The organism is Phascolarctobacterium sp. (genome assembly GCF_030531065.1).
Lineage (GTDB): Bacteria > Bacillota > Negativicutes > Acidaminococcales > Acidaminococcaceae > Phascolarctobacterium_A.
Window position 1 is genome coordinate 95,990 of record NZ_JAUNOQ010000003.1, and the last position, 14,311, is coordinate 110,300.

8 protein-coding genes and 1 pseudogene are annotated in these 14,311 nt (G+C 52.6%); all 9 read right to left on the reverse strand.

Annotation, left to right across the window (positions count from 1 at the left end; genetic code table 11):
* Positions 1–36: 36 nt before the first annotated feature.
* Positions 37–4,059, reverse strand: coding sequence for a DNA-directed RNA polymerase subunit beta' (gene rpoC / locus Q4E64_RS02920; protein ID WP_303166153.1), 4,023 nt, complete (start codon positions 4,057–4,059; stop codon positions 37–39).
* Positions 4,060–4,079: 20 nt separating this feature from the next.
* Positions 4,080–7,817: a DNA-directed RNA polymerase subunit beta gene (gene rpoB / locus Q4E64_RS02925; protein ID WP_303166154.1), complete on the reverse strand. Its 3,738-nt coding sequence runs from the start codon at positions 7,815–7,817 to the stop codon at positions 4,080–4,082.
* Between the two features lie 276 nt (positions 7,818–8,093).
* Positions 8,094–9,080 (reverse strand): ComEC/Rec2 family competence protein, encoded by a 987-nt coding sequence (locus Q4E64_RS02930; RefSeq protein WP_303166155.1) that lies wholly within the window; start codon positions 9,078–9,080, stop codon positions 8,094–8,096.
* A gap of 227 nt (positions 9,081–9,307) precedes the next feature.
* A pseudogene (locus Q4E64_RS02935) lies at positions 9,308–10,075 on the reverse strand (cyclase family protein).
* A 137-nt stretch (positions 10,076–10,212) separates the two neighbouring features.
* Positions 10,213–10,932: a ribonuclease III gene (rnc, locus tag Q4E64_RS02940; protein WP_303166159.1), complete on the reverse strand. Its 720-nt coding sequence runs from the start codon at positions 10,930–10,932 to the stop codon at positions 10,213–10,215.
* 17 nt (positions 10,933–10,949) lie between these two features.
* The gene (gene fabF, locus Q4E64_RS02945; protein WP_303166161.1) at positions 10,950–12,209 is read right to left on the reverse strand and encodes a beta-ketoacyl-ACP synthase II; all 1,260 of its coding nucleotides are present in this window, start codon (positions 12,207–12,209) and stop codon (positions 10,950–10,952) included.
* Between the two features lie 16 nt (positions 12,210–12,225).
* Positions 12,226–13,176, reverse strand: coding sequence for an NAD(P)H-dependent flavin oxidoreductase (locus tag Q4E64_RS02950; RefSeq protein WP_368501491.1), 951 nt, complete (start codon positions 13,174–13,176; stop codon positions 12,226–12,228).
* Between the two features lie 95 nt (positions 13,177–13,271).
* Positions 13,272–13,502 (reverse strand): acyl carrier protein, encoded by a 231-nt coding sequence (locus Q4E64_RS02955; RefSeq protein WP_021720057.1) that lies wholly within the window; start codon positions 13,500–13,502, stop codon positions 13,272–13,274.
* A 43-nt stretch (positions 13,503–13,545) separates the two neighbouring features.
* Complete coding sequence (gene fabG, locus Q4E64_RS02960) at positions 13,546–14,289, reverse strand: 3-oxoacyl-[acyl-carrier-protein] reductase (RefSeq protein WP_303166163.1); 744 nt, start codon at positions 14,287–14,289, stop codon at positions 13,546–13,548.
* Positions 14,290–14,311: the final 22 nt, after the last annotated feature.

A 14,311-nucleotide genomic window follows, 5' to 3' on the forward strand; every position in this document is an offset into this window, starting at 1 on the left:
GGAGCTTTGCAGACTCCTGAGGCGCTTGCCAATAAATTATTCCTGCTCCGGTTTATCGGCGGCAGCTTCCGCCGGTTTTTCGCCCGGCAGGTTATATTTTACTTTAATGTCGCGATAACGGCTCATGCCGGTTCCGGCCGGAATCAGCTTGCCGATGATAACGTTTTCCTTGAGTCCCAGCAGCGGGTCGACCTTGCCCTTGATAGCGGCGTCGGTGAGCACGCGGGTCGTTTCCTGGAAGGAAGCGGCGGACAGGAAGGAATCTGTTGCCAGAGAAGCCTTGGTGATACCCAGCAGGATGGGGCGGCCTTCGGCCGGCTCCTTGCCGGCCTCGCGCATAGCGGTATTCTGCTCCTCAAATTCCGCTACGTCCACATACTCGCCCGGCAGCATCGTGGTATCGCCGGATTCGTCGATACGAACCTTGCGCATCATCTGACGCACCATTACCTCGATATGCTTACTGTTGATATCAACGCCCTGAGACTTGTAAACGCCGACAACCTGGGAAACCAGATAATTCTGCGTAGCCTTCACGCCGCTGATACGCAATACGTCGTGAGGATTGAGGGAGCCCTCGGTGATGCGGTCGCCCTTGGCGATAACGTCGCCGTCGGCCACGGCCAGCTTAGCGCCGTAAGGAATAGCGTATTCCTGGCCCAGACCGTCCTCGCCGGTTACGATTACGCGGCGCATACCACCTTCTTCGATAATATGCACGCTGCCGCTGTTTTCGGTAAGAATGCCAGGATGCTTGGGCTTGCGCGCTTCAAACAGCTCCTCAACACGCGGCAGGCCTTGGGTGATATCGTCGCCGCCGGCAACGCCGCCGGTATGGAAGGTACGCATGGTAAGCTGGGTGCCGGGTTCGCCGATGGATTGTGCGGCGATGGTGCCGACAGCTTCGCCTACGTCGACGTTCCTGCCCGTAGCCAGGTTGCGGCCATAGCATTTGCGGCAGACGCCGAATTTAGATTTACAGGTCAATACGCTGCGAATCTTAACCTTGGTGCGCAGCTGGCAAATGCGTTCGGCAATCGGCTCGGTAACGTAGTCGTTAATATGGAACAGGACTTCGCCGTTTTCGTCCAGAATATCCTCCGCCAGATTGCGGCCGATAATACGGTCGTGCAGGGATTCGATAATGGTCTGATTCTTTTTGCCTTCGGTGATGGCTTCCACTTCGATACCGGCAATATCGTTATTGCGGATACGGATTTCCTTCACAGTGCCGTCGTGCAAAATAGCGTCGATAACAGCCTCGTTGATAGCGGCTCCTGCCGGTACCAGAACCTCGCCCGCGCCGTTGACAATGTCGGCTGCGGCTTCCTTGCCGTCGAAGTTGTGCATCATAGCTTCCTTGAGCACCTTATGCGCGAACTCGTCGCTGATATTGATGCGGACAGGCTCAACGTCCTCGCCGTTCATATCTTCAGTAGAATACAGGCTGATTTCTTCAACCTTGGCTCCGTTAAGCTTAGCGAACAGCTCCTCGGTAATGTTGGTATCCGCCTCGGCAATTAAATTGCCCTCTGCGTCCAGCACGCCGCTGGCCAAAGTGCGGCCCATAATTCTTTCGCGGATTTTATTCTGGCTGGCGCCCAAAACGGCTTTGCTCAGACGGCTGCGCTCCTTCACCAGATTCATACCCACAACGTCGCAGTCGTCCTCGCGCACGATAACGTCCTGAGCGACGTCTACCAGACGGCGGGTCAGATAACCGGAGTCGGCGGTACGCAACGCAGTATCGGCCAGGCCTTTGCGCGCGCCGTGAGAAGAAATGAAGTATTCCAAAATGGTCAGGCCTTCGCGGAAGTTAGACTTGATAGGACGGTCGATGATACGGCCGGACGGGTCGGCCATCAAACCGCGCATACCGGCCAGCTGACGAATCTGCTGCTGGTTGCCGCGGGCGCCGGAGTCGGCCATCATGTACACGGGGTTGAACTTGTCCATGGTGGATTTCATCAACGCTTCCGTAACCTTGTCGGTAGCCTGGTTCCACAGCTCGATAACCTTGCGGTAACGCTCGTCGTTGCTCATCAGGCCGCGGCGGAACATACGCTCTGCCTTATCGACTTCTTTTTCCGTTGCGTCCAGGATAGCCTGCTTTTCGGCAGGAATCTTAATATCGGAGGTAGCGATGGAAATACCGGACTTGCAGGCGTTATCATAACCCATTTTCTTAACGATATCCAGAATTTCGGCAGTACGCAGATTGCCGAACAGCTTATGAGCTTTGGCAACCAGTTTGCCCAGCTCTTTCTTGTTGATCAGCTTGCCTAAATGCCACTCCTCGTTGCCGTCGGCGTCTTTTTCCTTATGGAAGTAACGCATTTCTGCCGGCAGCTCGCCGTTGAAAATGGTATTGCCCACGGTCGTAGTAACCAGGGATACGCCCTCGTTTTTCGGCTCGTCAAAAATTTCGCTGTTGGGAATATATACTTTAATCAGCGCCTGCAAATCTACCGCGTGATGGAAGTAAGCCAGCTGGGCTTCGTCAACGCTGCTGAAGCGTTTGCCCTCGCCGAAAGCGCCCTCCTTCACGATAGTCAGATAGTAAGCGCCCAAAACCATATCCTGGGTAGGTACGGCGACAGGCTTGCCGTCCTTGGGAGCCAGAATATTATTTACGGACATCATCAGCATACGCGCTTCGGCCTGAGCTTCTACGGACAAGGGCAGATGGACGGCCATCTGGTCGCCGTCGAAGTCGGCGTTGTAAGCGGTACATACCAAGGGATGCAGCTTAATAGCGCGGCCCTCGGACAAAATAGGCTCGAAAGCCTGAATACCAAGTCTGTGCAGCGTCGGCGCACGGTTCAGCAGTACGGGGTGCTCCTTGATTACATCCTCAAGGATATCCCAAACCTCGGCCTCGGCGCGTTCCACCTTACGCTTAGCGCTCTTGATATTGGTTGCCAGTCCGCTGGAAACCAAACGCTTCATAACGAAGGGCTTGAACAGCTCCAAAGCCATTTCCTTCGGCAGGCCGCACTGGTGCATTTTCAGTTCCGGGCCGACAACGATTACGGAACGACCGGAATAGTCGACGCGCTTACCCAGCAGGTTCTGACGGAAGCGGCCCTGCTTGCCCTTCAGCATATCGGACAGGGATTTCAAAGGACGGTTGCCGGGGCCGGTTACGGGACGGCCGCGGCGGCCGTTATCGATTAAAGCGTCCACAGCCTCTTGCAGCATACGTTTTTCGTTGCGCACGATAATATCGGGAGCGTGCAGCTCCAGCAGGCGTTTCAGACGGTTATTGCGGTTGATAACGCGGCGGTACAAATCGTTCAGGTCGGAGGTAGCAAAGCGGCCGCCGTCCAGCTGTACCATGGGGCGCAGTTCGGGCGGGATTACCGGCACAACGTCCAGAATCATCCATTCGGGACGATTGCCGGATTTCAAAAAGGCTTCGCAAACCTCTAAACGGCGTACTGCGCGTACCTTGCGCTGGCCGCTGACTTCCTTCATCTCGGCGCGCAGCTCGTTAGTCAAAGCCGGAAGGTCGATCTCCTCCAACAGCTCCTTAACGGCCTGAGCGCCCATGCCTACGCGGAAGTCATCGCCGTATTTGTCGCGGGCTTCCACATATTCGGCTTCGGTGAGCAGCTGCTTTTTAGCCAACGGCGTATCTCCCGGATCCAGTACGATGTAGCTGGCAAAATACAGCACCTTTTCCAGATTACGGGGAGAAACATCCAGAATCAAGCCCATGCGGCTGGGAATACCTTTAAAATACCAGATGTGGGACACGGGCGCAGCCAGCTCGATGTGGCCCATGCGCTCGCGACGCACCTTGCTGCGCGTAACCTCAACGCCACACTTATCGCAGATAATACCCTTATAACGGATACGTTTATACTTGCCGCAATGACATTCCCAGTCCTTAGTAGGGCCAAAGATTCTTTCGCAGAACAAGCCGTCGCGTTCCGGCTTTAAGGTTCTATAATTGATGGTTTCCGGTTTTTTTACTTCGCCATAGGACCAGGCTCTGATCTGATCAGGAGAAGCCAAACCGATACGCATAGAAACGAAATTATTTACATCTAACAAGAATCGTTCGCTCCCTTCTCTTAATTATTGTCGTAAGCATCCAGGTCGATGTCCGGAGTTTCTCTGATGGACATGCCGTCCGGATAATTACCTACGTCGGCAATAATATCTGAAATATCGTCGGTGGAGTCATTGTCAGCATAATCGTCAGGCTGTTCGCCTGCATTTTCTTCATAATGGCTTTCCATATTGCCTATTTCGCGGACGTTGGTTTCTTCGTCGCTTTCATGCACGTTGACCTCGTCGTCCTCATCGTCGCGCAGGGAAATTTCTTCCTCGTCCTCGTTGAGTACTTTAATATCCAAACCGATGGACTGCAATTCCTTAACCAATACCTTGAAGGATTCAGGAATGCCGGGATCGGGCACGTTTTCGCCCTTCACGATGGCTTCGTAGGTCTTAACGCGGCCAACCACGTCGTCGGACTTCACGGTCAGAATTTCCTGCAAAGTGTACGCGGCGCCGTAAGCCTCCAGCGCCCAAACCTCCATCTCGCCGAATCTCTGGCCGCCGAACTGCGCCTTGCCGCCCAAAGGCTGCTGCGTAACAAGGGAGTACGGTCCGGTGCTGCGGGCGTGAATCTTATCGTCAACCAAATGGTGCAGCTTCAGATAATAGGTGAGGCCGACGGTTACCGGGTTGTCGAAGGGTTCGCCGGTACGGCCGTCATACAATACGGTCTTAGCCGTCTTATCGATACCTGCCAGCTCCAAAGCGTCGGCAATATCCTGCTCGTGCGCACCGTCGAAGACAGGCACGGAAATCTGTACGGCCTTAATGCTCTTGTCGCCGAATTTATCTATCTCTACAGTCTTAGGCATGCCGTATTTTTCTACGTCGTAGCCGTATTTAGTCAAGCGCTCAACCAGACCTTGGGCGTCGTTTTCAATCTGCATGCCCAGAGCGCGGGCAGCCCAGCCCAAATGGTTTTCCAAAACCTGGCCGATATTCATACGGGAAGGTACGCCCAAAGGATTCAGTACGATATGCACCGGCTCGCCGCTGGGCAGGAAGGGCATATCCTCGCGGGCCATAATGCGGGAAACGACGCCCTTGTTGCCGTGACGGCCAGCCATCTTATCGCCTTCGGAAATTTTGCGTTTTTGCGCGATATGTACGCGTACCTGCTCGTTTACTCCCGGCGGCAGGTCGTCGCCGTTTTCGCGGCTGAACACCTTAACGCTGACAATCTTACCGGCTTCGCCGTGGGGTACGCGCAGGGAACTGTCGCGTACTTCGCGGGCTTTTTCGCCGAAGATGGCGCGCAGCAGGCGTTCCTCTGCGGTCAGCTCGGTTTCGCCCTTAGGAGTAACCTTGCCTACCAGAATATCGCCGGGGCGCACCTCCGCGCCGATGCGGATAATGCCGCGCTCGTCCAGATCCTTCAACGCTTCCTCGCCTACGTTGGGCAGCTCGCGGGTAATTTCCTCTTTGCCCAGTTTGGTATCGCGGGCGTCGCAGTCGTATTCTTCAATATGAATAGAAGTAAAGATATCAGCCTTGACCAAATCCTCGTTCAGCAGAACGGCGTCCTCGTAGTTATAGCCTTCCCAAGGCATATAAGCGACGATAACATTGTGGCCCAAAGCCAGCTCGCCGTGGTCGGTTGCCGGGCCGTCGGCCAGAACCTGCTTTTCCACTACCTTATCGCCTTTGAAAACGATAGGACGCTGGTTTACGCAAGTGCCCTGGTTGGAGCGTTTGAATTTCAGCAGCGGGTAAATATCCACTTCGCCGTTTTCCGCACGCACGCGAATTTCGTTGCCGACAACGCGGATTACTTCGCCAGCGCGTTTAGCCAGTACGCAAACGCCGGAGTCGACGGCCACCTTGTATTCCATACCGGTACCGATGATCGGGGCCTGAGTACACAACAGGGGAACTGCCTGACGCTGCATATTCGCGCCCATCAAAGCGCGGTTCGCGTCGTCGTTTTCCAGGAAGGGAATCAGCGCCGTTGCAATGGACACTACCTGCTTAGGAGAAACGTCCATTAAATCGCAGCGCTCCGGAGCGATGGAAAGTACGTCGTCCTTGGCGCGGGCAGTAACGCGCTCGCCCAGGAAATAGCCTTCGTCGTCCAAGGGTTCGTTGGCCTGGGCAACGATGTACTTATCCTCTTCGTCGGCAGTCATATATTTAACTTCGTTGGTTACGCGTTTATGTTCCTTATCTACAATGCGGTAAGGAGTTTCCATAAAGCCGTATTTATTGATAACGGCGAAGGTGGACAAGGAGCCGATCAAGCCGATGTTCGGACCTTCAGGCGTTTCAATGGGGCACATACGGCCATAGTGGGAGTTATGTACGTCGCGGACTTCGTAGCCTGCGCGTTCACGGGACAAGCCGCCGGGGCCCAGTGCGGACAGACGGCGTTTATGCGTCAGCTCGGCCAGCGGATTGTTCTGGTCCATAAATTGGGACAGCTGGCTGCTGCCGAAGAATTCCTTAATTGCGGCCACAACTGGACGGATATTGATTAAAGCCTGCGGCGTGATAACTTCGGTATCCTGAATGGACATACGCTCGCGCACTACGCGCTCCATGCGCGCCAAGCCGATGCGGAACTGGTTTTGCAGCAGCTCGCCTACGCAGCGCACACGGCGGTTGCCCAAATGGTCGATATCGTCGCCGGTGCCGTAACCGTCCATCAGGTTCAGCAGATAATTAAAGGAAGCTAAAACGTCTTCTACCGTAATAATATGCTTCTTTTCATCGATACCGGTAGTAAAGAGCATCCGCATGGGCTGCTCGTGGTGCATAACCTTCAAACGACGCAGGCCTTCTTCGGCGTAAACGCCGCTGGCTTCTACCTTATCCAGATTTTCCTCCGTCATTTTAGTGCCTTCCGGCAGAATAATTTCGCCGGTTTCCTGATCCACCAAAGGCTCTGCCAGCACCGTGCCTTCCAAACGATGGCGCCAGCCCAGCTTTTTGTTCAGCTTGTAACGGCCGACGCTGGCTAAATCATAGCGTTTATTATCAAAGAAAGTAGCTTCGATGAGGGAAACGGCGTTTTCCAGAATTGTAGGCTCGCCGGGACGCAGCTTTTTATAAACCTCCAGCATAGCCTCGTCCCTGTTTTTAGTGGTATCCTTTTCCAGGGTAGTAATCAAAGCAGGGTGCTGACCAAAGCAGGAGATAATCTCGTCGTTGGAGGACAAACCCAAAGCGCGCAGCAGCACCGTAGCGGGCAGCTTACGGGTGCGGTCTACGCGGGCATAGATAACGTCGTTGACGTCGGTTTCATATTCAATCCAGGCGCCGCGGTTAGGAATCACAGTTGTGCCGTACAGCTTTTTGCCGCTGGGGTCGATGGTAGCGCTGTAGTACACGCCGGGAGAACGCACCAGCTGGCTGACGATAACGCGCTCCGCACCATTGATAACAAAGGTACCGGTTTCGGTCATCAGCGGAAAATCGCCCATAAATACGGAGGATTCCTTAATTTCGCCGGTATCCTTATATACCAGGCGCACTTTTACGTTCATCGGAGCGGAATAAGACTCGTCCCTTTCCTTACACTCCTCAACGCCGTATTTAGGCTCGCCCAGGCTGAAGCTTTCAAAATACAGCTCCAGATTACCGGAAAAGTCTTTTATCGGAGAAATATCATGCAGAATATCTACAAGACCTTCCTTGATGAACCACTCATAGGATTTCCTTTGAATGTCGATCAAATGAGGCATGGGCAATATTTCTTTAATTCTGGCATAACTATACCGAGTTCTGTCACCTACTTGAACCGGTTTAAACATGTAATTCCTCACCCCTTCGTTTATTCTTGAACACATTAAAAGCAGCGCATCCAATCGTGACAAAAAAAACAAGGTTCTTACCACAAGGACCTTGTCTGTTGTCTGCGATGATGTGCCTCATCCTTCATTATAAGCAAGATACGCCGTTCAACCACTGACCCGGCAATATTTGTTGTCAATTACACCTGCACTTACTGATAGTGATGTAGTATGATATGTTATCACATTACGGGCAGTATGTCAAGAAAAAATTTTAAGCAAAGTCACTATTCGCAATCACCGCTCCGCTTGTACCTCGAAGGCTTTGCCGTCCGTCGTCACCGTCAAATTGCCGCGCTCAAACGTGGTCATGACGCGCGCTCCCAAATGCTGCAAGCTGCCCACGACGTTTTTATTGGGGTGGTTATAAATTTTGAAAGCGCCGCAGCTTATCAGCGCGTACTGCGGCTTTACGCGGCTGATAAATTTATAAATGGACGACGTTTTGCTGCCGTGATGCCCCACCTTGAGCACGTCGCTTTTTAAATTATCGCCGTAACGCTTTTGCAATGCGTCCTCCACAGGCGCTTCGGCGTCGCCCGTAAACAGCATAGTAAACTCGCCGTAATGCAGTTTCATCACGATGCTGGTATTATTCAGGTTTTTCAAATCCTTGGCGGCAATAAAATCTCCCGGCGACAGCACCTCCAGATAATAGCCCTTGCCGAAATCCACCTTATCCCCCGCCTTGAGCACACGGTTATGATAATGCCCGGCCCGCAGCTCCCGGTTCAGCCACACGGAGGTCTGATTTTTCGTATTGGGCATAGCGTTGTCATAAATATTGCTGACATTATATTTGCCTGCCAGCCATTTGATATTCCCCATATGGTCGCCGTGGTGATGGGTAACGATGACGGTGTTGATTTTGTCGCGTCCTGCCTGCACGCCAGCCTTGGCCAAAGCCTGCTCCAAAGCCGGACGCCCGCCCTTGCCCGTTTCGTCCTTGCGGCTGTCGCCCACGTCGATCAGCACGTTGCGCTTGCCGTCCTGCAATAAAATAGCGTCGCCCTGCCCCACGTCCAGCACGGTAACGCGCAGCTTGCCGTCGGGAACTTCCTTATCCGGCTCCGCAGCCTGGCCCACAAGCTGCTCCCAACGCGGCAGGCCCTGCTGCACCGTGGTACGCGCCTCCTGCCGGTACGGCTCGTAAACTAAATTGTAAGCGAACATGGCGATGATAAAAGCCGCCACAATCTGCATAATCAATTTTATTTTCCGCATAAGCTCACGCTCCTGAAAATTTTATTTTAATTTGCGGCTTGCTTTCGCCAGACTCGCCTGAAATTAAATTTTTGGCAGGCAAAATGATTCTGACCATCAAAAATCCATAAAAAAATTTTGCCGCTGCTCCGCATCGCTGTGTACAACATTATACCATAACAAACGAAAAACGTACACAGGTACGCATACCCATGTACGTTTTCAGAAATAACAACGCCGGCGCTATTTTATTTTTTCGGCGTGATGGCAAAGACGCGAGCGGGCAGGCCGGTAGCGCCTTCGATGCGCGGCCAGGCGGCAAGCAGCAGCGCTCCCGCCGGAGCCACCTTATCCAGATTATTCAGCACCTAGATTTGAATTTTGCCCTTGCTCAGCACATAACGCTCGCAGGCCAAATCTCCGGCGGCGGCAGCAGCGGCGCTGGCGTCCGTATCTAAGGTTTCGTGTCCGTTGGCGGCCGCATTGCGTTCTTCATAAATATATTGCAAAGCCTCCAGCGACCAGCCGGGGAAGTTCTCGCTGCCATCGGCGGCAATGCCGCTCAGCTTGTCCATATCGGGCCAGTTCTTGCTCCAATCGGTGCGCAAAGCCACAAAAGCGCCGTCGGGAATCGGGCCGTACTGCGCTTCGTAAGCTTTAATGTCCTCCACGGTCACAGCGCAATGCACGTCCTCGGCAACCTTGGCAGTAACGTCGATTATACACAAGGGAAAGAGCAGCTGGCCTGCGCCAAATTTTTCGGATAAAGCCGCGCCCTTGGCGAAGTGACCCGGAAAATCGATGTGCGTGCCGAACTGCCCGGGGAATTTAAAAGTTTGAATCAAACATTCCAGCATGGGATTGCCCCAATCAAAACAGGTCTTAGCCAGCTCTACGCTGCCGGCAGGAATCCCCGCCCAAAAGGGACTGTCGTTATTCAAGGAATGGGACAGCTCCACCCATTCGTAAGCGTCCGATTGCAATTCCTGCAAAATATTCCATAATTTAAAAATCATTTTCAACGCCTCCTCACAAAATCATCAAACCAATAGCCTAGTAAATCGGTGGGCTAATTGTATCATCAAACAGCTTCTTTGTAAACAAAAAACGTCTTAAACCCCGTAATGAGATTTAAGACGTTAAGTTTGTAACATTATTTAGGTGTCTGTACGTGCAGCTGCGCCAAAGCTTGCTGCGCGGCATGCTGCTCGGAATCCTTTTTAGTGCGACCCTTGCCCTCGCCGATTACGCGGCCCTGAACCATTACCTCAGAGGTAAAAACCTTATTATGCTCCGGTCCGGTGCTGCTCATCAGCTGGTAGCTGATATCCACATCGCCGTCGCGCTGCAAAAATTCCTGCAAGCGCGTTTTATAATCGTTATAAATACCGTGACGGCAAATATAATCGATCTCCTGCCGCATCATCGCCAACAGGTAGCTCTGCACTTTTTCAAAACCTAGGTCCAAATAAATAGCGCCCAGCACCGATTCAAAAGCGTCTGCTAAAATGGAGGGACGCTCGCGCCCGCCGCTCAGCTCCTCGCCCTTGCCAAGACGAAGGTAAGCTCCTAAATTGATTTTTTTGGCGTATTCAAACAGAGAGGTTTCGCATACCAGATGAGCGCGCAGCTTCGTAAGCTGGCCTTCGGCTAAATCCGGAAAATTTTGGTACATATAGGTGCTGACAATTACGCTCAGCACCGAATCGCCCAAAAATTCAATGCGCTCGTTATGCTGCGGTTTGGGAGTCTGCTTGGCCTCATGGGCATAGGATGTATGGGTCAGAGCCATATCCAGCAGCTCCAGGTCATGCATATGGATACCCAGGCTGTCACAGAAGCCTTGCAGCTGCTGTTTACGTTTATCCTGCATTACTATCAACCTGCTTTTTAGTCAACGTATTTTTTGAAAACAATAGAAGCGTTGTGGCCGCCAAAGCCCAGATTATCGCTCAGAGCTACGTTTACTTCTCTTTCGCGGGCTACGTTGGGAACGTAGTCCAAATCCAAAACGCCTTCCGGATCGTCCAAATCTTTATCGCGGTAGTTGATGGTCGGCGGAACGATGCTGTTTTCAATGGTCATAACGGTAGCGATAGCTTCTACCGCGCCGGCAGCGCCCAGCAGATGGCCGATCATGGATTTATTGGAGCTGATGCACAGCTCGTAAGCGTGCTCGCCGAAAACCTTTTTAAAGGCGATGGTTTCGCCCAAATCGTTGCGGTGAGTGGAGGTGCCGTGAGCGTTGATGTAATCGACTTCTTCCGGTTGCACACCGGCGTCTTTAATGGCAGCCTGAATGCAGGCGGCCGGAGTTTCGCCGGTCGGATCGGGAGCGGTGATATGGTAAGCGTCGCAGTTCATGCCAAAGCCAACCAGCTCGGCGTAAATATGCGCGCCGCGGGCTTTAGCGTGCTCCAGCTCTTCCAGAACCAAGACGCCGGCGCCTTCGCCCATAACAAAGCCGTCGCGCTTTTTATCAAAGGGGCAGGAAGCCTCTTCGGGATGCTCGTTATTGGTGGACAAAGCCTTCATGTTGGCAAAACCGGCAATAGCGATAGGAGAAACGGCAGCTTCAGCGCCGCCAGCCAGCATTACGTCGGCGTCGCCGTACTGAATGGTGCGCAAAGCGTCGCCAATGCAGTTGGTGCCGGTAGCACAGGCAGTAACAATCGCCGTGTTAGGCCCCTTCATACCGGTAGCGATAGCAATCTGACCGGCGGACATATTGGGAATTTCCATGGGAATGAAGAAGGGGCTGATCTTGGACGGGCCCTTGTCGCCGTATTTCAGGGATTGCTCCAGGAAGGTATGGATGCCGCCGATGCCGCTGCCAACGCAAACGCCGCAGCGCAGGGGATCTTCCTTGGTCATGTCCAGCTTAGCGTCCTCGATAGCCAGTTTAGCCGCAGCCACTGCAAAGTGAGTCACACGATCCATACGCTTGCCTTCTTTTTTATCAATAAAGGCAGTATAATCAAAATCCTTGACCTCACCGGCAATTTTTACAGTAAAACCTTCCGTATCGAATTGGGTAATATGACCAATGCCGGACTTACCGGCAACCAGATTGCCCCAGAATGTATCCTTACCAATACCGATAGGGGTTACAGGGCCCACGCCGGTTACTACAACTCTTCTTTTACTCAAAATTGTTCACCTCACACTAAATTTTTGCTATTTCTTCTTTTATGCGTCTAAAGATTTCCTTAACAGGCAAAATCTCTTTAATTTTCCACATATTGGCGCCCGTAAACACCAGGCCCGTTTCCACGTCGCCCTGCTGCGCTCTGGTTAAAGCGCGGATAATACAGAAGCTGTGTGTGCAATGCTTTAAGCACAGGTCGCATTGGGTAGGTTTGGGAGCTTTATTTTCCAAAGACAACTGCGCAAAGGGATTGCGGATTGCGCGTCCCTTATAGCCCACGGGGCTGTCAATCTGCACAACGTCTTCTTTAGTCATTTTCAAATAAAATTCTTTCAGCGCAGGCGCGCCGTTGGATTCCTCACTGGCGGCAAAACGGCTGCCCATCTGCACGCCGCTGGCGCCCAAATTCAAAAGATCTGCCACGTCGCGTCCGCATACTGCGCCGCCTGCGGCAATAACCGGTATATTAACGGACTTTACAATTTCCGGAAGTATCTCTTTTATGGACTGTTGGGTACCAAGATGTCCGCCCGCTTCCGTGCCTTCCACAACGATAGCGGATGCGCCCAGCTTCTCAGATATTTTAGCCAGCTTAACAGATGATACGATAGGTACTACCTCAACGCCATATTTACGTCCGACGGCAAAAATATCTCTTGAAAAACCGGCGCCGGCCACGATTAAGTCAATTTTCTCTTGTGCGGCAGTAGTTATAAGGCCTAAAAACTCTCTGGCTGCAAACATGGCGTTGATACCGATAATGCCTTTGCCTCCGGTCAATTTCCTTGCCAAACGAATTTCTGTGCGTAATTCGTCAAAGCTCATACCGGACGCAGCGATAAGGCCGATACCGCCTTCGTTTGCTACGGCCGCTGCCAAACGGGCAGTGGAAAGCCTGATAGCCATGCCTCCTTGTATAATCGGTACTTGAGCTACAAGCTTACCGATTTTCAGCACTGGTAGTTTCAACAAATATCCCCCATTTCAGGACTTAAGCAGCTTGTGCCGGGGAACCGCGAAGGTTCCCCCAACATAAGCCGGCAAAGAAAATTACAATGAAAGAATTATTTCTCTTCATCCAGCAGCTTAACAGCGTCAGCTACGGTGCGAATCTTTTCTGCTTTTTCGTCAGGAATTTCTACGCCGAATTCCTCTTCGAAAGCCATGATCAATTCAACGATGTCGAGGGAGTCAGCGCCGAGGTCATCGATGAAAGCGGATTCCATCTTTACTTCGTCAGCGTCAACGCTCAGTTGTTCAACAGTGATGTCTCTTACTTTTTCGAAAGTGCTCATTACGATTCACCTCCTTCCAATGGCAAATTTGCAGGTTGCCCTATTACATTACCATACCACCGTCGACATGTAAAGTCTGTCCGGTTATATATTTGGCATCGTCGCTCACAAGGAAGACGACAGCCTTGGCAATATCGCTGGTTTCACCCAATCTATTCAGCGGAATATTAGTCAGCAGTCCTTCGACCACCTTGTCGGAAAGCACGGCGGTCATATCGGTTTTGATGAAGCCGGGAGCCACGGCGTTGACGGTAATGCCGCGGGCGGCCACCTCTTTAGCCACGGCTTTGGTAAAGCCGATTACGCCGGCCTTAGCTGCGGCGTAATTAGCCTGGCCCGCGTTGCCCATCAAGCCCACTACGGAGCTGATGCTGACAATGCTGCCGGCCTTTTGCTTCATCATATATTTTACGGAAGCCTTGGTGCAATTAAATACGCCTTTCAGATTGGTGGTCAAAACGGCGTCCCAATCCTCTTCCTTCATACGCATCAGCAAACCGTCGCGGGTAATGCCCGCGTTGTTCACCAGAATATCGATGCGGCCAAATTCCTTAACTACTCCATCCACCATAGCGGTAGCCGCTTCGTTGGAAGAAATATCGGCCTGAATAACCACAGCCTTGCGGCCCATGGCTTCAATCTCGGCTGCCACCTCTTTGGCTGCCGCTTCGCTGCCGGCGTAGTTTACGGCTACGTCCGCGCCTTCGGCTGCCAGCGCCAAAGCGATAGCGCGACCAATGCCGCGGGAAGCGCCGGTTACAAGGGCTTTTTTGCCTTCTAATTTCATAATTCTTCTCTCCTAAATCTCT